We start from the raw sequence: 21,312 nt of genomic DNA, 5'->3' as shown, positions 1-21,312 counted from the left end.
GCACTGAAATGCTATGAGGAAGCTTTGAATATCCAGAGAGAGATCGGAGACAAATGGGGCGAAGCGTTTGGCTTGCTCGAAATGGGCACTCTCCATCAACGTCTCTGCAATATCCGAAAGGCGATGGAATACCACAAGGAATCTCTCTCCCTTATGGAGGAGATGGGGATGAAGGCCGAGAGGACAGCAGTCCTGACCAGCCTCGGTACCGATTATCACCTTTCGGGCAAGCACAAGAAAGCACTCCAACATCTGAACGAGGCTCTGGATTTGGCTTCAGAATTGGGTGTAAAGGAAACTGAGCCGGAGATCCTGGGAGCTCTGAGTGAGGTTCACCTTTCAAAGGGGAACTCTTTGAAGGCACAGGGGCTTTGTGAGCAATTGCTGGGGATTGCAGAGAAAGAAGGATTGAAAAGACACCTTGCCACGGCAAAGAAGATAAAAGGGGAAATTCTATTAGCTGAAGCGGTCAGCTCTCAGCTGTCAGGTTGAAACAGGCGGAAAGGGAATTGAAGGAAGCCCAGAGAATTGCCAAGAAGATGCGCGCCTTCCCTCTCCTGTGGCAGATACATGCCTCGCTCGCAAGGCTCTATCAAGAGAAAGGCGAGAAGAAAAAGATCTCAGAGCAGTTCAAAAAGGCCAAGAAAATCATCGAGGATATCAGCTCCAAGATCGAAGATGATAAACTGAAGAAAACCTTCCTCAACTCTAAACAGGTCCAATCCCTTCTCACCTAACACCCCTTTTCACAAAGTACGGAGTACACAGGACAAAGTACAAAACCCTACCCCTGCCACCCTTTTCTCTGGTTCTGCGCTGTAAGACAACACGCTCTCAGCCATGACCAGAAAACACGAAATTCCACACCACACCACATGACGCCACCGAAATTACGAAAATGGGAAATTCCCATCACCCATTCCCCACCCTTACGAAATCACGAAATTCCTCTCCACCCCTCGCCTGGGCAGAACGGGCAGCGCAAACGCAACAACTTGTCATTGCGAGGAGCGTCAGCGACGAAGCAATCTAGCGCAAGCAGATCCTTCGCTCACGCTCAGGACGAAATATGCCTCATCCCGCCAAGAGACGGGTTGGACCTATTTCGTTTCGATTTTCGAAGGCTAGGGGAAGGGTGGAGTGGATTTTCGTAAGTGGGATGGCTGCTGGGAGGAATTTCGGAGGTGTGGCGGGGAGCAGAGGGGAATTTGCAAGGAGCGGTGCCGGGGGATCGGGAATTTCGAAGGTGTAGGCGTGGGGTTTTTTCGCTTTGACTTTTGCGATTTAGGATTTACAATCATTAAAAACAGGGGCTTCGGGGCGTGCCTCAGAACACCCCAGCGCAAACAAAGGATTCGAAGGAGGAGCGATGGCAAAGAAGATATTTGTAGGGATAGTCCTTGCTGCTTTCGCAGTTTGTGCAGTGGCTGTGGCACAGCAGAGAAAGTCGATTGACCAATCCAAATTCGGCACAGTCAAGGTGAATAGAACGCAGCCTCCCATTGTGAAGAGTTCTGGAATACTGGTCATTCCCTCGCATATCAACTATCAGGGATACATTACTGATGATGTGGGCGATCCCATAAATGACACCTTGAATATGACTTTCAGGATCTACAGCATCTCGACTGGTGGGAGCGAGCTGTGGAATGAAAATCACCCGGCCGTGGAGGTCGATGCGGGCCTCTTCAATGAGGTTTTAGGAATTTCTAATCCTATACCCGATAGGGTGTTCGCGCTGGGCGAGTCGCGATGGCTTGAGCTTCAGGTAGAAGCACAGACGATGTCTCCAAGAACGGAAATCACAAGCGTAGCATACGCCTATCGATCTGTGAAAACAGATACGGCCGATTATGCCCTGAATGCTCCTCCCGCGGCGACTGGGTCATTTCAGGAAATGACATGTATTCCGCTGTTCCGGGCAGTGTCGGTATCGGAACCATAACTCCAGACGCAAAACTGCACGTCGATGGGCGTGTTAAGGACCAAACTGGGTTTGTCATGCCTGTAGGTGCAGTCCTTTCATACGCAGGAAGCTCGCCGCCAGAAGGATGGCTTCTGTGTGACGGCAGTTCTCTTGGTACGGCAAGTTATCCTGACCTGTTCTCGGTGATCGGCTATACTTACGGCGGTTCAGGCAGCGTGTTTTCACTTCCTGATCTACACGGGAGAGTGCCTGTCGGCCTTGATACACTTGATTCTCAGTTTGATACTCTCGGAAATGCAGGAGGTGAAAAACAGCATCTGCTAACGAGTAACGAAATGCCAAGCCATGTTCACGGTTTAAGTGATCCTGGACACAGCCATAGTATATTTGATCCAGGACACCGCCATGACCTAGATCTCCACAGCAGTATTCTGGGTGCTAGTGGTTCTTTCATTGAGGATTGTGACTTCGATCCCTCGGGCACGGGCCTGACACAATTCGCATCTACAAATATTACTGTGAATATGAATTTAACTGGCATAAGCATCGGCTCCACAGGTGGAGGTCAGTCTCACAACAACTTGCAGCCATATATCGTACTGAACTACGTAATTAAATACTAATTCACCCCTTCGGGGCAAGTACTTCGATTGCAGAAGGTCATTTGACTTGGCGCAGTCTGCCTGATACAATCAGTACATGACACGCTCACCTTCCAAACTCTCCGGAGGTCTGAAGAGGACAAGGTCCGGCGTCTTTGACAAGATACGAAGCATTCTGGCCCGCCGCAAGCTTGATCCTGATGAGCTTCAAGAGCTTGAGGGCCTTCTTCTTCAGGCAGATGTCGGCCCTTCGGCCACAGAAAAACTGATATTGACCATTCAGAAGTCAAAGGACACTGATGCCTCTCCCCTCGACATCCTCAAAAGAGAGATTACAAACCTTCTAACCGTACCCAGAAAACCTGTCCAAGCTGACAACGGAGACCCCTGCATCTGGCTCTTTGTGGGTGTCAACGGCACAGGGAAGACCACAACCATTGCTAAACTAGGAAAGAGATTTAAGGACGAGGGGAAGAGAATTCTGCTCTGTGCGTGTGATACCTATAGGGCCGCTGGCTCAGAGCAGCTTGAAATCTGGGCGGAGAGGATTGGCGTTGATGTGGTCGCCTCTCAAATGGGAGCTGATGCCGCAGCAGTGGCATTTGACGGAGTAGATGCTGCCCTCAGCAGAGGGAGCGATATGCTTCTCATAGACACTGCGGGCAGGTTGCATACGAGGAAAGACTTGATGGAGGAACTTCTGAAGATCGGGCGAACGATCGGAAAGAAGATCGATAAGGCTCCACATGAGACCATCCTGGTAATGGATGCCACTTTCGGTCAGAACGGTCTCCAGCAGGCAAAAGTCTTCAGTGAAGAACTGGAATTGACTGGAATAGCCCTGTGCAAGATAGACGGAACAGCAAAGGGTGGAATCGTGATTGCCGTTTCTGACGAGTTGAAGGTCCCCGTCAGGTACCTCGGCGTAGGCGAAGATATGGATGACCTCCTGGACTTTGACCCCGAGGCCTTTGCTACTGCCTTACTCTCACCATGACCCTTCCCCACACGATCGAAAGTCCACACAACCCACACACCCACCTTCGAAAATCCGCCCAACCCTGCCACTCACATTCGAAATTCCACTCTCCCCTTTTCCTCGCCCCCCGAAAATAGAAGATCGAAAATCGAAAACGAAATAGGTCCAGCTGAAAAAGACCCAGCCTGTCGACAGACAGGATCGGGTATTTGTCATCCTGAGCGTTAGCGAAGGATCTGCTTGAGTGAGATTGCTTCGTCGCTGACGCTTCTCGCAATGACAACTTTTTTGTGATCGGTAGGGGAGCAGTAAAAAGCAGAACCTAACCTTCGAAAATAGAAACGAAATAGGTCCAGCCCGCCTCTTGACGGGATGAGGCATATTTCGTCCTGAGCGAAGTCGTGAGTGTAGCGAGCGACGAGTCGAAGGATCTGCTTGTGCCAGATTGCTTCGCTTTCGCTCGCAATGACAATGTTTTACCTCTGGTTTTGCAGGGGCAAGGCCGCAACATTTCAGATCGTAGATGTAGGATCGAAAGACAGGCATTGGGGCGTGAGACGAAGAACCGTTTGGGCGGTCCACCCTTCGGCACACTCGAAACAGGCTCACCCGCCGCCCCTACAACTCAATCCGCAATCTTAGCTCTGAAATCTGCAATCTCAAATTGTTATCTTACTAGAATTGCCTTTCTGGTTACAGTCCCGGACTCGGTTTTGAGTGCAATGAAGTATGTACCCGCCCTTGCCTCTCCCCCATCCTCAGTTCTGCCGTCCCATGTTTCGACGTACGAGCCAAGCCTTACTGCCCTGGTAGAAACTGTCCGAATTAGTCTGCCGGCGACATCGTAGATTCTCAAGTTTATTCTGTCACTGCCTGGAATTGAAAACGAGATTGTTACACTGTTTCTTGCGGGGTTGGGAAAGAGAGTCATCGACATTCCGGATTGCCTCGAATACTCCCTGCCGTATGGAACCATGCTTGAGGAGATTATCTCAAATCTTTCAGGCGTCATGCACATCGCGGAATCCTGACCGGAAAAAGCTCTGTACTTAATGTAGCAGTTGTCTGAGTTGACGTAGTCAATCACTGACCACTGATAACACCCATTGTCTTTGACGCTGTCTGCAACAGGTATCCAGGGGCCTGACGCTCCTGTGGTCGAAAGCTCCAGGTTGACTACTGCCGCACTCCCAGGCACAGCTGTTATCCACCTTATGAACTTCACCGAGCCACCATAGAATTTCTCTAACCCCATTGGATAGACGGGCTTTATGTAGAGCGACTCGGCTACAGACGCCTCTTTGTAGAACCTTGCGTGATTGTAGTCATTAGGCCACGAACCCTCGTCCTCCACCAGGATAATATCGGGGTGACCATTGTGATCTACATCTCCCCCAACCCTAAAGGCTTCGTAATAACCTGGAGAATATGTGGAGAAGTTTGCAGTTTGTGTCCACCCACCAGCACCGTCACCTTTCCATATGGTGACTGTGCCCCGACCAAACGCCACCACGTCCAGGTTCCCGTCGACATCCATATCCCAGAGTTGGGTTGCCATATAGGGGCCGGAACTCGGAAGCGCTCCTGAAATATCAGCCCAGGTATTCGTACCTACCCATGACCAAACCTCGACGCCCCCATCTGAGTTGGCGAACGAGAGCTCGTCCCTGCCGTCATTGTCAACATCTCCCAGGTCAGGCCCGTACTGCCCTATGATGCCCGGAGACGGCAGGTTTCCATCTCCCACCGTGAAACCCCCGGTTCCGTCCCCTATGTAAACCGTAGCGTTCTGGTGAGCTACAGCGAAATCCGGGTCGCCGTCGCCATTAATATCCCCAAATGTGAAGTCCATGGCAGAATTTCCACCAGTGAATCCGAAACTCTGAGTCCAGGTGCCGTCGCCTTCATTTAAGTAAACGTGAACCCCAGCACCGGAGCCAAAGGAATTGGAGCCAATGTCAAGGTCGCCATCATTGTCAACATCTGCAAAGTCGGTGCAGAACATACCCCAGGTTTCACCATTTGTGGCGAGGCCGTCATCCCAGGGCGTCCAGTACTTTCCTGAACCATCTCCGAGAGCAACTTCAAGGAGTTGATCCCCCAAATCTACGCCGGAATAGTTGTGGTGCATACCATATCCGACGTCCACCATGCCGTCACCGTTCACATCGCCGAGAGCAACTCCACCATAGCCGAAGTCGCCATACATGAACACACTCCAGGAGCCTGTTCCGTCACCAAACCAGACCATGATTCCGTGTTGGTCGGTATTGATGTATGGAGACCCGTGGTCACCTATGGAGACAAGATCGATGTTTCCGTCGTTATCTACATCGCCCATCTCCACCTCGGTCCTCCCTCCTTCCATCGTGGGAGGTATCAACCCTGCCGAGGACTCAACATAACTCAGCGCGAAAACGGTGTGACTTCCAGTTGAGAGGGCAAGACAAAAAACTGCAAGACACACAACAAAGACTCTCATCTTCTTACCTCACTTTGTTCTAGTCTTCTTCTCATAACATTTGCCAGAAGCGTAACCCTGAAACGCCTCTCTGTCAACAACATTACCGCGCTGTGCGCTATACGCTGCGCAACCAGATGAGAGCAACTTTTGCAGCGTACAGCGTATAGCCTCAGGCGGAGTTATAAGTTGAGTTTCAAGGTTCTTTGTGGTATATTGTGCGCATACAATAGGTTAGCCAACAGGTAAGGACATTATGAAACCCTTGTTCATATCGATGAGACCCAAGCAATGGAGCAAAAACCTGTTCGTCTTCGCGGGTATCATCTTCTCCCAGAGCCTTCTTGACCTCCGTCTCCTTCTTCTTTCCATTTTCGCCTTCATTCTCTTCTGCCTCCTCTCCAGCTCGGTCTATCTCTTTAATGATGTGATGGACTACAAGGAAGACTCAAAGCATCCAACAAAGTCCAAAAGGCCGATAGCATCTGGCGCCTTGAGCAGGACTGTTGCATTAGCATTTGCTGCCATCTTTGCTGTTGTCGGCCTTGTATTATCATTCCTGCTTTCAATAGAATTTGGATTCGCGGCAGCCTCGTATGCTGGCCTCATGTTCTTCTATTCCCTTTTTCTGAAGAAGGCCATGATCGTCGATGTCCTTGCCATCTCCGCTGGGTTCGTACTCAGAGCCGCGGCTGGCGCAGTTGCCATAGACGTTCACATATCTTCCTGGCTGCTCATATGTACTGGTTTACTCGCTCTATTCCTGGGTCTCAGCAAGCGGAGGCATGAGTTGGTAATTCTGGAGGAAGAGGTATCCCAGCACAGAGTAGCACTCTCAGGATACAGTCCACGAGTTCTGGATCAGATGATATCTGTAGTGACTGCATCAACAGTCATGGCCTACGCGTTGTACACCGTCTCCGCGGAGACTGTTGCCAAGTTCGGCACGCGACTTTTGGGCCTCACAATCCCCTTCGTTCTCTATGGCATATTCAGATACCTTTATCTGGTTCACATAAAAGGAGAAGGGGGTTCTCCTGAACGATCTCTCCTCCACGACAGACCACTCCTCATAGACATCTTCCTTTGGGTGGTAACCGCCGGATTGATACTGTATCTCAAATGAACAAATAGATGGGGAAAGATGAAGAGTAAGGTCTCAGTCTTGAAGACATCGCCAGAAAGCGTCGTGGAAGACATTGGTCGTGCCATGAAGATGGCTGACTATGAGTCTTTCATGCCAAAGCATATCCCTACCATTCTCAAAGTCAACATCTCCTGGCATTACTACTACCCTGCTTGCTCAACAACTCCCTGGCAGCTTGACGGAGTTGCTTCCAGGATGGTTAAAGACGGCTACAAGGACCTTATACCTGCACAGAACAGGACCGTTGTTGTGGATCCGAAACTTGGTGCCGTGAACAATCACCTCACGTCCGTTCTCAAGAAACACGGACTGGACTTCATCTACCTGTACGAAACCGATGTTGAGTGGATCAAATATGAGCCAAAGGCCAAGATGCTCGTGTTGGATAAGGTTTTCAAGAATGGAATAGAAATACCGAAAATCCTTATGGACAAAAACGCTTTCCACCTTCCCACAATGAAGACACATGTTTTTACGACCATAACGGGTGCGATGAAAAATGCTTTTGGCGGCCTTCTAAACGAGAACAGGCACTGGACTCATGCTGTCATTCACGAGACTCTGGTAGATCTACTGAAGATACAAAAAGAGATTCATCCTGGCATCTTTGCTGTTATTGATGGAACCATAGCCGGTGAAGGAGCAGGTCCAAGAGCCATGATACCACACGTTAAAAACTATATTCTTGCGAGCGGCGACTCTGTGGCAATTGATGCGGTCAGCGCCAGGATGCAGGGCTTCAATCCCTTGTCAATTCCATTCATAAGATTAGCACACGAGTCAGGCTTAGGATGTGGTGACATAAGGGAAATGGAAATTGTCGGCGAGGATATAAACCAGATTGATTTCAAGTTCAGAACAGGTGATACGTTCGCCAGTAGAGGGCAGAAGGCGATATATCATGGTCCTCTAAAACCTCTGGAGCGGCTGCTGTTGAGAACCAATTTCGTTCCCTGGTCCTATGTAGCCTCAAGAGCATATCATGATCTCTTCTGGTATCGGACAATCGGCAGAAGAAGAGTAAGACAAATCATGAAGACAGAATGGGGAAGGCTGTTTGCCAGGTATGGATGAGTCGAGGAATCGATAACCTGTGGCAAAAATAGCAACCCGGTCCCGGATAACCTTACCACAACAGCCTTTTGCCCTCCAGACCTCGGTGCAGTTCCCACAAAATAGGATTCTGTTGGCTGAGCTAAAAGGTGAGAGAAACATCTCAATCTATCGACCGTCCATACACCCAAATCTCTTGTGGGACAACGGTTTTCAACACCTCGAAGAAACAAAAAAACCCTTGTAAAGTATGCGCCAAACTGGTAAAATGACTTGACAATTTTGAGGGGATTCGGAGGGGGCGGAGGTGAGGCTCGACAGGCTTAAGTTACGTAATTTCAGGAACTTCAACGATACAGACCTGACATTCCCTAACAGGGCAAATCTCTTTGTTGGACCGAACGGTGGTGGCAAGACCAATCTCCTTGAATCCATAAACTATCTTTCAGTTGCCAAGTCCCACAGAGGAGGAAGGGACAGAGATCTGATCAAGTTCGGGCAGGAGAGCTTGAGGGTCGAAGGAACAGGCAAAAGCGATCACGGGCAGGTAAAGGTAGAGATAGCCCTAACATCCCAGGAAAAAAGAATCTGGCTCAACTCGAGCCAACTTTCGGTCTCCGAACTTGTGGGCACCCTGCCGGTCGTGCCCCTTTCTTCAGATGACATTGAAACTACCAGAGGAGCACCGCTCCTGAGGCGCAGATTCGTCGACATGATCTTGAGTTTTCTCAAACCTTCTTACTTTGCCGCTCTTTTGAGCTACAGGAGAGCCCTGCAGCAAAGGAACAGAATCCTTACAGATGCAAAAACCTACAACAAAAGGTATGAGTCTATAGAGTCGTGGGACGCCCAGCTCATACAGTTCGGGAGTGAACTGATCAGATTCAGAATGGGATTTGCCAGCGAACTGTCGAGGTTGGCTTCAGAATACTATGAGCAAATAGCCGCTGAAGGTGAGTCCTATGAGCTGACCTACGTTCCCTCATTTCCTGTCGAGGAGTCTTCGATTGAAGACTCATTTGCTGATCACCTCAGGAAATCCCGGGATTTGGAAAGAGACCGTGGTATGACCGTTGTAGGACCACACAGGGACGATTTTGCTCAGAGACTCAATGATAAGGATATGAGGAGGTTCGCGTCTGAAGGGCAGCAGAGAACTGCCTCAACAAGCATGAAGCTGGCCGGTGCCGAACTGGTGCATGAAGGTGTTGGAGAGTGGCCTATTGTCCTGTTCGACGAGGTCTTTGCTGAGCTTGACAGCGAAAGGTGTGAAAGGATTGGCAAAGCAATTGACAAATTCGACCAGGTCTTCATTGCCACGGCAAAGCTTGAGACAATCCCTCATCTTCAGTTCGACAAGTTTTTTGTTGAACAGGGTGCAGTGAGGACGGCCGGTTAGGGCCAGACAACAGGACGGTTCTTCATTGGAAAGAATAGGCAAGATCCTTGATTCACTCGTTGACACTCTCGGCCTCAAGAAGAAGATAAATGAGGAAAAGGTGATGGCACTCTGGGAGAAAGCGGTGAACAGGAGAGTTGCTGAACGCACAAGGCCGATCAAGATACAGGGCTCAAAGCTACTGGTAGAAGTGTCTGGCTCCTCCTGGAGAAATGAGCTTATCTTCTTGAAGCCTGAACTCATCCGAAAACTCAACTCCATGGTGGGTAGAGTGGTCATAGACGACATCATATTTGTTGCTGGTGCGGGGCCGGATAGTCAAGGATAGGAGGATGACTTGAAAAAAGAGACCTACGATGCACAGAAGATACAGGTCTTGAAGGGACTGGAAGGAGTGAGGAGAAGGCCCGCTATGTACATTGGCGATACAGCCTCAAGAGGCCTTCACCATCTTATACACGAGGTAGTAGACAACAGTGTAGACGAAGCTCTTTCCGGATTCTGCGATTACATAAAGATAACCCTGCACAAGGATAAGAGCGTATCGGTTTGGGACAACGGACAGGGGATACCGGTCGGCATGCATCCAACGGAAAAGAAACCGGCAGTCGAGGTTGTGATGACAATGCTTCATGCAGGAGCCAAGTTTGACGATAAGACATACCGTATAGCTGGCGGACTGCATGGTGTTGGTGTCTCGGTAGTGAATGCTCTCAGCGAATGGCTGGAGGTGGAGGTTCGAAGGGACGGGAAGATTTACGCTCAAAGATATGAACGCGGAAAGACGAAGAGTCCGCTCAAAATAAAAGGAAAAGCAAAGCAGGCCGGCACCCTGGTGAGATTCAGACCTGACAGCAAGATATTCCCAAGTATTGATTTCGATTACAAACGCCTCTGCGAACGGATGAGGGAACTCGCATTCCTCAATGAGGGTCTGAAGATTGAAGTCATAGACGAGGAAACAGGTAAAGAGTCGTCTTTCAAGTACAAGGGCGGACTGGTCGAATTCATCAAATATCTAAATGAGGGCAAGAAGACACTGACTTTACCCATCCGTATTTCCGGGAAGAAAAACGGTGTAGAGGTGCATGTTGCGCTGCAGCTCGTTGAGGCATACACAGAGAACATATTCACCTTCGCCAATACCATAAACACCCATGAAGGTGGTTTTCATCTTGTGGGCTTTAAATCGGCCCTCACAAGGACTGTAAACGAGTACGCTCGCAAGAGCGGCGCGCTCAAGAACGTGAGCATCTCTGGTGAAGATGTTAGAGAAGGGCTGACGGCAATCCTTTCTATAAAACTGAGGAACCCACAGTTCGAGGGCCAGACGAAAACAAAACTTGGCAACAGCGAACTCAAGGGGATTGTGGAATCGATTGTGGGAGAGAAACTCTCCTCATATCTTGAAGAGAATCCCCGTGTGGCAAACAAAATCGTGCAAAAGGCGATAGTGGCCGCGAGAGCAAGATCAGCCGCTCGCCACGCCAGAGAACTGACAAGAAGAAAATCTGCTCTGGAGTCAGATACATTACCGGGGAAACTGGCCGACTGTTCGAATACAGATCCCAGCCTCTGCGAGTTGTACCTGGTGGAGGGGGCCTCAGCAGGTGGATCCGCAAAGCAAGGAAGAGATAGGACATTCCAGGCCATACTCCCTTTGAGAGGAAAGATCCTCAATGTCGAGAAGGCACGGCTGGACAGGATGCTCTCAAACCAAGAGATAAGAACAATCATAACAGCCATAGGCACGGGAATAGGAAGCGATGAGTATGACCCGGCCAAAGTAAGGTATCACAAAGTCATCATAATGACCGATGCCGATGAAGACGGGTCCCATATAAGAACGCTCCTTCTCACCCTTTTCTTCCGCTACATGAAAGATCTAATTGACGCCGGACATATCTACATAGCCCAGCCACCTCTTTACGGCATCAGGAAGGGAAAAGAGATGCATTACGCCAACTCCGATGAGGAGCTCGAAAAACTGAAGAAGAAGCTCGGCAGCGATGGGCTGCAAATCCAACGGTATAAGGGCCTCGGCGAGATGAACCCCGAACAGCTGTGGAAGACGACGATGGACCCGGAGAGAAGAACACTCAAAAGAGTAACCATGGAAGACGCAGTAGAAGCAGACCATGTTTTCACAACACTTATGGGGGATCAGGTAGAACCCAGAAGAGAGTTCATAGAAGAGAATGCGGGGCTGGTGAAGAATCTCGATATCTAACCCTTAGTCAGTTCAAGGAGAGACTATGGCGCGTGAGATGAACAGGGGACGAGAGGTGACAGTTTACATTGAGGACGAGATGAAGTCCTCGTTTCTGGATTATGCAATGTCCGTCATTGTTAGTCGTGCACTTCCCGACGTGAAGGACGGCCTAAAACCGTGCCACAGAAGAATACTCTTTGCAATGAAAGAGGCAGGTCTTCTCCACAACAGGCCTTACAAGAAGTCTGCTACTGTGGTAGGAGATGTTTTGGGAAAATACCATCCCCACGGCGATCTCGCCGTCTACGACACCCTCGTCAGGATGGTTCAGGATTTCTCCTTGAGATATCCGCTGATCGACGGACAGGGAAACTTTGGTTCCATAGACGGCGACCCAGCCGCAGCTTACAGGTACACCGAAACGAGGCTGACAAACCTGGCAGAAGCAGTCCTCGCTGATATCGACAAGGAGACTGTTGACTTCGTGCCCAACTTCGACGGCCGCCTCAAAGAACCTACTGTCCTCCCATCAAAAGTTCCGAACCTTCTCATAAACGGATCCTCAGGTATTGCCGTGGGGATGGCAACCAACATCCCTCCTCACAACCTGAACGAGATTGTTGACGCACTCGTTGCTCTTGTAGACCACCCGAAGCTGGACGATGATGAGCTTTACTCCATTGTTCAAGGCCCAGATTTTCCAACAGGAGGCGTAATAGCTGGGAGAAACGGCATACTGGATGCATACAGAACAGGCAGGGGGAGGCTCTCTGTCAGAGGAAAGGCATCCTTTGAGACCACGCAAAGCGGAAAAGAGAGGATAGTGATTACAGAGATACCTTATCAGGTCAACAAATCGCTGCTCATAGAACGAATTGCCGCTCTAGTGAGGGCAAAAACGATACCGGGGATCACAGACCTGCGTGATGAGTCCGACAAAGACGGCCTCAGAGTCGTTCTGGACATAAGAAGGGATGCTCAGAAAGAAGTCATCATGAATCAGCTCTACAAGCACACTCAGATGCGCACAACTTTTGGTGTCATACTTCTTGTGCTTGTTGAAGGGGTTCCCAAGATCCTGACTTTCAGGCAGCTCTGTCAGGAATTCCTGAAGCACAGGCACAATGTTGTCGTCAGAAGGACTGAGTTCGAGTTGGCCAAGGCTGAAAAGAGAGCGCACATACTTGAAGGCCTCAAGATTGCAGTAGACCATATCGACGAGATAGTCAGTCTCATAAGAAAATCGAAGGACCCGGACACCGCCAAGAAGTCCCTCAGGAAGAAATACAAGCTTTCAGAGGTGCAGGCTCAGGCAATACTCGACATGAGGCTTGCAAAGCTTACTGGTCTTGAGAGAAAGAGCCTGGATGAAGAATACCTGGCAACCATCAAGGAGATTAGCCGACTGAAGTCGATACTCTCTTCAAAAGCGCGAGTGATGTCTGTGGTGAAGAAAGAACTGATAGGGCTGAAAGAGAAATTTGGTGACGAAAGACGCACAGAGATCACTGAGTATGAGGAAGCAGACCTGGACATCGAAGATTTGATAGCGGAAGAGGACATGGTAGTGACCATTACACATAAGGGATACATAAAGAGACTTCCAATCAGTTCCTACCGGAGACAGCACAGAGGCGGCAAAGGCATGAGTGGTATTCGGACTAAGGAAGAGGACTTCGCCGAAGGGATTTTCATAGCTTCCACACACAGCTACATGCTCTTCTTCACAGACAGGGGAAGGTGCTACTGGGTGAAGGTCCACGCCATACCCCAGGCTGGAAGAATATCCAGAGGTAGATCAATTGCAAATCTTCTCCAGATCGAAAAAGGTGAACAAGTGACTGCCTATGTCCCTGTCAGGGAGTTCACTGCTAATGCCTACATTCTCATGGTGACCGAATCAGGTACTGTGAAGAAGTGCTCCCTGAAGCTTTTCTCCAACCCGCGAAAGGGCGGAATCATTGCATGCGATCTAAAAAAAGGTGACACTCTGAAAGCAGTCTCTCTCACCGATGGAAACCAGGACGTCATACTCGCAACGCAGCAGGGAAAGGCGATAAGATTCAGCGAGAAGGACGTAAGAAGCATGGGAAGAGGAGCTGCTGGGGTCAGAGGGATGACCCTGACAAAAGGAGACAGAATAGTCGGCATGGTCATAGTAAAAAGGGAAGCCTCCCTACTCTGCGTCACTCAAAAGGGCTACGGTAAGAGGACACCCCTGTCCCGATTCAGGGTGATAAGGAGGGGTGGAAAGGGAATGATTGCCATAAAAGGGACCGAAAGGAACGGTAACCTTGTCGCAGCAAAAGAAGTTGTTGAAAAGGACGAACTGATCCTCATATCCAGCTCAGGCCAGGTAATCAGGATGAGGGCCAAGGACATGAGAGACATGGGCAGAAGCACCCAGGGGGTTAAACTGATGAACATGAAGAAAGGCGATAGCGTTATAGACGTGGCGCACATTGTTACCGAGTAGTCCGTCCATGAAAGAAAAACCAGCCAGGAAAGCAGAATACTGGGAGCGAATTGATGACACAAGGGTGAAGTGTCTCCTGTGTCCGTGGTACTGCAAGCTGAAGGTAGACCAGACCGGTATCTGTAACTGCAGAAAAAACGTCGATGGCGAACTGCTTCCTATTTGCTATGGAGAGTGCACATCCCTGGCCATGGACCCGATAGAGAAGAAACCCCTCTATCACTTCTTTCCCGGCAGCCAGATCCTCTCAACAGCACCCAACGGATGCAACCTCAAGTGCCCCTTCTGCCAGAACGCCGACATAAGCCAGGGGACAGTCCCAACCAAGTTTGTCAGTCCAGAAGAGCTCGTCTCACTGGCAGAGTCTCAGCAATCGTACGGCATCTGCTACACGTATACTGAGCCTCTCATCTGGTATGAGTATCTGCTGGATACAGGCAGCCTGGCGCACAAAAAGGGCTTGAAAAATGTACTGGTCACAAACGGAATGATAAATGAAGACCCTCTAAAGGATTTGCTTCCCATTATCGACGCGATGAACATCGACCTCAAGTCCATGGATGAGAACTTCTATAAAAGAATAGTGAAGGGTGATTTGAAGAGCGTCGTGAACACAATAAAGATGAGTAAGGAGTCCTGCCATGTGGAGATCACCAATCTAATCATACCCACTCTGAACGACAAAGATGAGCAAATAAGCACATTGGTAGACTGGGTCGCTGGCCTTGGGGTGGAAACACCAATCCATTTCTCCAGATACTTTCCACATTACAAGCTGAGAATTGAGCCAACGCCCGTCTCCACTTTGCTGAGGGCCTATGAAATAGCAAAAAAGAAGCTGAGGTACGTTTACCTGGGCAATGTCAGCATTAAAGATGGATCTAACACCTTCTGTTACAACTGCGGCAATATGCTCGTTGCCAGGGCTGGGTACTACACGAAAGTGACCGGCATCAAGGACGCGAAGTGCAACAACTGCGGAGCAAATGTCGATTTCGTTCTTAACTAGAAGGCATTGATAATGGGTTCGCGCCATATCGCAAGGCTCTCACTTCTCACCGCACTCGCTTTAGCTGTCTATGCGCTCGAGTCAATGCTCCCCCGGCCTCTCCCCTGGCTTAGAATAGGCCTTTCCAACGCCCTGGTTCTGACTGTCCTTCTGGCCTACGGTCTGAGGTTAGCAGTCTCTGTGTCGGTCATCAGAACGATTCTGGGTTCACTTCTAATCGGCTCATTCCTGAGTCCTGGCTTCATCCTTTCTGTCCTTGCTGGGGTAACATCGTGCCTGGTGATGGGAGCAGTTTTCTATCTGGCAAAAAGGGTATTCGGAACAGTAGGGATATCCATCTTTGGCGCACTTGCGCACAACCTTACTCAGCTAAGTATAGCCTATTTGCTCTTCATACGCCGCTCTGAGATCTTCATGTTGATTCCGGTATTTCTATTCATGTCCGTAGGAACCGGCATAGTCACAGGCATTGCAGCTCATTTCCTTTATCAAAGAGTTAGTTCTCCTGCTGTTGCTATGGATTAGGAAGGCCCTAAGAAAAATGTGGAGGTATCCATGCCATTGAGAAAAAGGTTTGCAGTGGTCGTTGTGATCATACTATTGGGTGCGATGCTCGGCAGTGCTTTCGGCCAGATCATAGGAAAGATTCTGCCCGAGGGTCATGTCAAAACGTTCTTCCTGAAATCAGTCCCGGTGGGATTCAGGACGGTCCATGTGGATCTTGCCGTATTCACATTTGACATAGGGCTCATGTTGAGGCTCAACATAATATCCGTAGTTGGAGTTGTGGTACTTGCCTACCTGTTGCGGTGGGTCTATTAACTTACTAGCTCTCAGCTTTGGCCAGAAAATACGAAATACCCCACCGCACCACATGACGCCACCGAAATTCCCCGCTCATCATCCCACTCACATCCGAAATTCCACCCAACCCTCCTCTGCACCACCGAAATTACGAAAATGGGAAATTCCCACCACCCATTCCCCACCCTTACGAAATTGTGAAATTCCACTCCACCCCTTGCCTGGGCAGAACGGGCAGGGCAAACGCAACAACTTGTCATTGCGAGGAGCGTCAGCGACGAAGCAATCCACTGAAGACCGTGATGACATCTAGATTGCTTCGCGACCTTTGGTCGCCCGCAATGACACATGGGCTTGTTGTACTGATCCAGCAGTGTGAGTGTTTTGGGATGAGAGGAGTGGAATTTCGTAGGTGTGGCGAAGGGTGGATGGGAATTTCGTAGGTTGTGGGAAGGGCTTGGGCGGAATTTCGAAGGAGTGGTGCAGGGTGGTTGGGAATTTCGGAATTTCCCCTTTTGGGGATTACAGAAATTCAATGTATCCTATTCTTACCGTTCTCCAGACTTTGCCGAAATCTTCTTCGCCATTTCCAACAAGATTGCAGAAGTCCATTTCAACAAACATCCTATCCTCGTACGTCCATCTGACCCCAAGATTGAGGTAGCCATTCCCTTCACCGAAACCGTTGTGCTTTCTATCGTCGTTGAAAGCGAAGTCATATTCCAAACGGACCAGGACCTCTTCTCCCAGGGTCTGTTCCATCCCTATGAATAGACTGGGTTCATCATCGTCATCATCCGTTTCCAGGCTGTAGTTGATCCCTCCCTGGATCGAAAACCTCCCATGAAATGGAAGACTCTTGCCTACAACTCCGTAGAACCCCTTTGACTTTATCCTGTATCTGTCTGGCGATCTAAAATATCCTGCATAACCCTGTGAGTTGAAACCCAGAGAGAAAGAAGGTGTCTGGGGTTGTTCTTCCAAGATCATGTACTTCGCATGGAATTCCACACGCGGATTGAAATCCGGCTCACCATACCCTATGATTTGATCACCCCCATATGAAACACCTATCAATAGCTCCTCAAAGAGTCCCACATCGACCCCGAAAAGCATACTTCCAGCAGGCTGCATCCTCAAGTTCAGAGCGAAACTTGCCCTCGGCAGGGACCAGGGAGTCGGAGTGTCCACCAATTCTATCGGGCGAATCCCCTGATCCCAGGCGAATTCAGGCGCCAGAAGTACCACCACTACACACAACCCGGTCACAACCCTCATCTTCCACCCCACTTCAGATCTTCTTCGCCTTCAACCTTACACTCTTGCCCCCTAGAATTCCCTCTATGGAGTCGAGCAAATCATGTGAAAGGGAAACATTCAGGCTCTTGGATCGAAGGGTCACCCCAGCCACATCCTTTCCACTCACAGAGAATGTGACCGGAAGGTCTCCTGGATGAAGAACCAGAAGTTGCTTGAGTCTTCTGAGAGTATCCCCACAAGCCTTGGATGAGTCTATGTTTATGGTTATTCCATTTATCAGTTTTTCCTTCGCATCCTGAAGGAGTATTGCCTTGTCTGCAATGACCTTGGCGTTTCCTCCCGACTTCCGAGCTCGTAAAAGCAGCGGTATTTCATCAGCAAGTTGAGATTTGATCTTGTCGTAGATGTCGGAGAAGAAAACAGCTTCCACCTCTCCTTCAAAGTCCGCAATCTTGACAAATGCCATGTGGTTTCCTCTCCTGTCCCTTATGACCCTTTTACCAACTACAACTCCGGCCAGCACCACCGGAGCTCCCTCTTTCAGCGAGTCCAGGTTTGAAGAGGAACTTGTTGTCAACGATTCTACCTCATATTTGAACTGTTCGAGTGGATGGCCCGACAGATAGAACCCCAGCGACTCCTTCTCAGCAGAAAGATTCTCAACCAAAGACCACGGTGTCGCCTGTTCCGGCTTCTCTGTTTGCGAAGAGTCAAACTGATCGCCGAAAAGGCTGGCCTGACCGTGTTGTTTTCGCTTGCGAGATGCCACACCAAGCTCGAATGCTTTCTGCACTGAGGCCAGAAGGTTGGCCCGGTCAGCACCCAAATTGTCCATTGCGCCAGCCTTTATCAGGTTTTCCGCAACTCTTCTGTTGACAGCCCTGGTGTTGATCTTCTCTGCGAAATCGAATAGGTTCTTAAACGGACCCTCTTTCTCCCGGGCTTCAATTATCGCCTCTATGGCACCTCTGCCGGTGTTCTTCACGGACCCCAAGCCGAACAACATACTTTCTTTGTGGGGAACGAAATGGTAGAAACAGGTGTTGATGTCCGGACTGCTAACCTGAATCCCCATCCTCTTGCACTCCTTCAGAAGGATATCCAGTCTGTCTGATGAACCCATTTCGCTGGAAAGACTGGCAGCCACAAACTCCACTGGATAGTGGGCTTTAAGGTAGGCGGTCTGAAAGGAGATAAGTGCATACCCTGCGCTGTGCGACTTATTGAACCCATAGCCAGCAAACTGTGCCATCAAATCAAAGATTCTGTTGGCCTTCCTCGAATCAATCTTGTTCTCCTTCGCACCGTCTACAAAAGCTCGCCTCTTCTCTTCCATGACTGATGCCTGCTTCTTTCCCATCGCCCTTCTCAATATGTCCGCCTGCCCCAGAGTGAAACCACCCAATTTTGAAGCAATCTGCATCACCTGTTCCTGATAAAGTATGATCCCGTATGTCTCCTTGAGGATGCTTTCAAGGTCAGGATGTTCATATACAATCGGTTTCTTCCCGTTTTTTCTGTCTACGAACTCGTCTATTTGTGTTCCACCCAATGGGCCCGGCCGGTACAGCGAGAGCACAGCAACCAGGTCACTGAAGGCCGATGGCTTCAGTTTGCAGAGAATTTCTCTCATACCCGAACTTTCAAGTTGGAACACGCCCAGGGTCTCCCCTTTCTTCAAAACTTCAAAAGTCTCCCCATCGTCAAGGGGCAGTTTCTGTATGTCTATCTGCACACCACGTTTGCGAATGGAGTCCGCGCACTTCTCGATGACTGTCAGCGTCCGTAGTCCAAGGAAATCGATCTTAAGAAGGCCAATCTCCTCGACTGATTTCATTGAGTACTGAGTACAGATGCCCCCGTCGTTGCTCTTATATAAAGGCACAAAATCTGTCAGTTTTCCGGGAGCTATGACAATTCCTGCCGCATGAGTTGAAGCATGGCGCGCCAAGCCCTCAAGCCTCTGAGCGATTTCTACGAGCTCCTGATAGTCTTCACTCGAATCAATGAGGCTCTTCAGCTCAGGACTGCTCTTGAGAGCCCTTTCAATAGTCATTCCTGGCTCGGTGGGTATCAACTTGGCAATCCTGTCAACCTCCCCATACGGTACCTTCAGCACCCTCCCCACATCTCTTATCGACGCACGGGCTGCCATTGTTCCAAATGTTATGATGTGAGAGACAGAGTCCTCGCCGTACTTCTCCATAGTATAGCGAATCATTTCGTCCCGCCGCTCGTCGCCAAAATCAATGTCCACATCTGGCATTGATATTCTTTCCGGGTTAAGGAACCTTTCAAAAAGGAGATTGTGCTCGAGAGGGTCTACCTCAGTTATGGACAGCCCGTAGAAGACCAGACTCCCCACGTCAGAACCTCTGCCAGGCCCAACAGGTATACCTTTTCTTTTTGCCGTGTCAACCAGGTCCTTGATAATCAGGAAATATCCGGCAAAACCCATCTTGTCTATCACGTTCAGTTCATACTCCAACCTCTCTTCGATTGCTGATGTCACCTTTGGATAACGTTCGGTTATCCCTTTTCTGGCAAGATAGCACAAATAGGCGCTGTTACTTTCATACCCGTCTGGAAGAGAGAAGTGGGGCATAAACGTTCTGGCAGTTCCCAGGTCGAGGGTGAGATTGCACCGTTCCGCTATGCCCACGGTACTCTGGATCGCCACCGGAACCTCGGCAAAAAGGTCTTTCATCTGCTGCGGTGATTTGAAGTAGAATTCATTTGTTCTAAACCTCAGTCTGTTCTTGTCATCTATGTCTTTCCCTGTCTGCAAGCACAGAAGGACATCATGAGCCTTTGCGTCCCTCTCCTCAATGTAGTGGCAGTCGTTGGTAGCAACCAAAGGAATGGAGAGTTCCTCTGCAATCTTCAGCAATCCCCTGTTCACTATCTTGTTTTCGGCCATACCAACATCCATGAGCTCCAAGAAGAAGTTGTCCTCGCCGAAAATGTCAACATATTCCGATGCTCTTTTCCGTGCCTCTTCGAGGTCCCCGTTTAGTATGTTGTGAGACACCTCGCCCCGCAGGCACGCTGATGTTGCGATAAGCCCATTTGCATGCTGAGAGAGAAGCTCTTTGTCCACCCTCGGCCTGTAATAGAACCCCTCGAGGTAACCTGCACTCGAAAGCTTCATCAGGTTCTTATACCCTACGTCGTCTTTGGCCAGCAGAAGAAGATGAAAAGAGGAGTGTTGGATTCCTTTGACCGGTACTCTATCAGTCCTCTTGCCGACGGCAACATAGACTTCAGACCCGATGATTGGCTTTATTCCAGCCTTTTCAGCCTTTCTGTAGAAGTCAACTGCACCGAAAAGGTTGCCGTGGTCGGTAATAGCCAGTGCAGGCAGGCGCCATTCCTTGGCTTTTGCCACGATGCTTTCAATTTTGCATGCGCCGTCTAGCAGACTGTAGTCGGTGTGAACATGTAGGTGGCAGAAATCAGAGTGCTCCATCTACCGCCCCTCACAAGCCCATGTACGGTAGGATCTACTGGTCGCCAGGGTCCGGGACCGAGTCAGGGATTTTCAAGCCTCTCAGAGGAAGATTCAATGGATTTGCACAGAAAATCTCTTTGCACCTCGAACAGAGAATAAAATCGAACTCCTTGTGTATCTCCTCCTCAATGAGATCAGCAGGAAGTCCCTTTGTCGAATCTCTCAGGTTCTGGATAACCTCCTGTAAGTCCATATTTAAATCTTCTGCAAGTTCTGCAGCGTCAAAATCTGCAAACACTGAAATAGCAAGGTGATACGCCACGTCGCCCGAGTCAAGCACCTTCCCGCATTTCTGACATTTCATCTTCATGCCATCAATTTAGCATTGCCTCAGACCCCTGTCAAGCACTTTCGGACCGACACCTGGCCGTGACCCATCCCCACGCTTCCCCCTTTCGAAACTGCGAAATTCCGCCCACCCCCGCCCCCCTGCCGCCCTGCCAGCCGCCTAAGTTGAGGCCCCGCCTCAGTA

Annotated in this window: 18 protein-coding genes; 14 read left to right on the top strand and 4 right to left on the bottom strand. The window is 49.7% G+C overall.

Annotated features, from left to right (window positions below):
* The 5 genes from E3J62_11215 to ftsY all read left to right on the top strand — a co-directional run.
* Positions 1–492, top strand: a 492-nt coding sequence (locus E3J62_11215) for a tetratricopeptide repeat protein (protein ID TET44143.1), incomplete at its 5' end; no start/stop codon positions are given.
* 17 nt (positions 493–509) lie between these two features.
* Positions 510–737: a hypothetical protein gene (locus E3J62_11210; protein TET44142.1), complete on the top strand. Its 228-nt coding sequence runs from the start codon at positions 510–512 to the stop codon at positions 735–737.
* Between the two features lie 632 nt (positions 738–1,369).
* Positions 1,370–1,945: a hypothetical protein gene (locus E3J62_11205; GenBank protein TET44141.1), complete on the top strand. Its 576-nt coding sequence runs from the start codon at positions 1,370–1,372 to the stop codon at positions 1,943–1,945.
* Positions 1,903–2,550, top strand: coding sequence for a hypothetical protein (locus E3J62_11200; protein ID TET44140.1), 648 nt, complete (start codon positions 1,903–1,905; stop codon positions 2,548–2,550). Before E3J62_11205 ends, E3J62_11200 begins: the two co-directional genes overlap by 43 nt.
* Before the next feature lie 76 nt (positions 2,551–2,626).
* Entirely contained in the window at positions 2,627–3,526 is a 900-nt protein-coding gene (gene ftsY, locus E3J62_11195) for a signal recognition particle-docking protein FtsY (protein ID TET44139.1), read from the top strand.
* Positions 3,527–4,175: 649 nt separating this feature from the next.
* On the opposite strand, the gene E3J62_11190 is transcribed toward ftsY, so the two are convergent.
* Positions 4,176–5,990, bottom strand: coding sequence for a T9SS type A sorting domain-containing protein (locus E3J62_11190; protein ID TET44138.1), 1,815 nt, complete (start codon positions 5,988–5,990; stop codon positions 4,176–4,178).
* A gap of 235 nt (positions 5,991–6,225) precedes the next feature.
* On the opposite strand from E3J62_11190, the gene E3J62_11185 reads away from it, so the two are divergent.
* From E3J62_11185 to E3J62_11145, 9 genes are all read left to right on the top strand, one after another.
* Entirely contained in the window at positions 6,226–7,095 is an 870-nt protein-coding gene (locus E3J62_11185) for a decaprenyl-phosphate phosphoribosyltransferase (protein TET44137.1), read from the top strand.
* An 18-nt stretch (positions 7,096–7,113) separates the two neighbouring features.
* The gene (locus tag E3J62_11180; GenBank protein TET44136.1) at positions 7,114–8,190 is read left to right on the top strand and encodes a DUF362 domain-containing protein; all 1,077 of its coding nucleotides are present in this window, start codon (positions 7,114–7,116) and stop codon (positions 8,188–8,190) included.
* A gap of 286 nt (positions 8,191–8,476) precedes the next feature.
* Entirely contained in the window at positions 8,477–9,568 is a 1,092-nt protein-coding gene (gene recF / locus E3J62_11175; protein ID TET44135.1) for a DNA replication/repair protein RecF, read from the top strand.
* 25 nt (positions 9,569–9,593) lie between these two features.
* Complete coding sequence (locus E3J62_11170) at positions 9,594–9,896, top strand: DUF721 domain-containing protein (protein TET44134.1); 303 nt, start codon at positions 9,594–9,596, stop codon at positions 9,894–9,896.
* A 9-nt stretch (positions 9,897–9,905) separates the two neighbouring features.
* Entirely contained in the window at positions 9,906–11,798 is a 1,893-nt protein-coding gene (gene gyrB / locus E3J62_11165; protein TET44133.1) for a DNA topoisomerase (ATP-hydrolyzing) subunit B, read from the top strand.
* A 37-nt stretch (positions 11,799–11,835) separates the two neighbouring features.
* Complete coding sequence (gene gyrA, locus E3J62_11160) at positions 11,836–14,256, top strand: DNA gyrase subunit A (protein TET44144.1); 2,421 nt, start codon at positions 11,836–11,838, stop codon at positions 14,254–14,256.
* 7 nt (positions 14,257–14,263) lie between these two features.
* Positions 14,264–15,265, top strand: a complete 1,002-nt coding sequence (amrS, locus tag E3J62_11155) for an AmmeMemoRadiSam system radical SAM enzyme (GenBank protein ID TET44132.1) — start codon at positions 14,264–14,266, stop codon at positions 15,263–15,265.
* A 12-nt stretch (positions 15,266–15,277) separates the two neighbouring features.
* Positions 15,278–15,790, top strand: coding sequence for a Gx transporter family protein (locus E3J62_11150; GenBank protein TET44131.1), 513 nt, complete (start codon positions 15,278–15,280; stop codon positions 15,788–15,790).
* Positions 15,791–15,820: 30 nt separating this feature from the next.
* Positions 15,821–16,087, top strand: a complete 267-nt coding sequence (locus E3J62_11145) for a DUF4321 domain-containing protein (GenBank protein ID TET44130.1) — start codon at positions 15,821–15,823, stop codon at positions 16,085–16,087.
* A 504-nt stretch (positions 16,088–16,591) separates the two neighbouring features.
* Here E3J62_11145 and E3J62_11140 read toward each other — a convergent pair.
* The 3 genes from E3J62_11140 to E3J62_11130 are packed head-to-tail and all read right to left on the bottom strand — an operon-like array spanning position 16,592 to position 21,144.
* A complete protein-coding gene (locus tag E3J62_11140; protein TET44129.1) occupies positions 16,592–17,347 on the bottom strand; it encodes a hypothetical protein in 756 nt (251 codons plus the stop codon).
* A gap of 13 nt (positions 17,348–17,360) precedes the next feature.
* Positions 17,361–20,798, bottom strand: coding sequence for a DNA polymerase III subunit alpha (locus E3J62_11135; GenBank protein TET44128.1), 3,438 nt, complete (start codon positions 20,796–20,798; stop codon positions 17,361–17,363).
* Positions 20,799–20,832: 34 nt separating this feature from the next.
* Positions 20,833–21,144: a hypothetical protein gene (locus tag E3J62_11130; protein TET44127.1), complete on the bottom strand. Its 312-nt coding sequence runs from the start codon at positions 21,142–21,144 to the stop codon at positions 20,833–20,835.
* Between the last annotated feature and the right edge of the window lie 168 nt (positions 21,145–21,312).

The organism is candidate division TA06 bacterium (assembly GCA_004376575.1).
Lineage (GTDB): Bacteria > Hydrothermota > DG-26 > E44-bin18 > E44-bin18 > E44-bin18.
The sequence above is the reverse complement of the archived record's forward strand: the minus strand, read 5'-3'. Positions and strand labels throughout refer to the sequence as shown.

Bases quoted from the DNA above. Each gene is read 5' to 3' on its own strand.
- E3J62_11140 (TET44129.1), bottom strand. From the start codon at position 17,347: ATGAGGGTTGTGACCGGGTTGTGTGTAGTGGTGGTACTTCTGGCGCCT.
- E3J62_11190 (TET44138.1), bottom strand. From the start codon at position 5,990: ATGAGAGTCTTTGTTGTGTGTCTTGCAGTTTTTTGTCTTGCCCTCTCA.
- E3J62_11130 (TET44127.1), bottom strand. From the start codon at position 21,144: ATGAAATGTCAGAAATGCGGGAAGGTGCTTGACTCGGGCGACGTGGCG.
- gyrA (TET44144.1), top strand. From the start codon at position 11,836: ATGAACAGGGGACGAGAGGTGACAGTTTACATTGAGGACGAGATGAAG.
- amrS (TET44132.1), top strand. From the start codon at position 14,264: ATGAAAGAAAAACCAGCCAGGAAAGCAGAATACTGGGAGCGAATTGAT.
- E3J62_11200 (TET44140.1), top strand. From the start codon at position 1,903: ATGTATTCCGCTGTTCCGGGCAGTGTCGGTATCGGAACCATAACTCCA.
- E3J62_11180 (TET44136.1), top strand. From the start codon at position 7,114: ATGAAGAGTAAGGTCTCAGTCTTGAAGACATCGCCAGAAAGCGTCGTG.
- E3J62_11145 (TET44130.1), top strand. From the start codon at position 15,821: ATGCCATTGAGAAAAAGGTTTGCAGTGGTCGTTGTGATCATACTATTG.
- E3J62_11185 (TET44137.1), top strand. From the start codon at position 6,226: ATGAAACCCTTGTTCATATCGATGAGACCCAAGCAATGGAGCAAAAAC.
- E3J62_11135 (TET44128.1), bottom strand. From the start codon at position 20,798: ATGGAGCACTCTGATTTCTGCCACCTACATGTTCACACCGACTACAGT.
- E3J62_11205 (TET44141.1), top strand. From the start codon at position 1,370: ATGGCAAAGAAGATATTTGTAGGGATAGTCCTTGCTGCTTTCGCAGTT.
- ftsY (TET44139.1), top strand. From the start codon at position 2,627: ATGACACGCTCACCTTCCAAACTCTCCGGAGGTCTGAAGAGGACAAGG.
- E3J62_11150 (TET44131.1), top strand. From the start codon at position 15,278: ATGGGTTCGCGCCATATCGCAAGGCTCTCACTTCTCACCGCACTCGCT.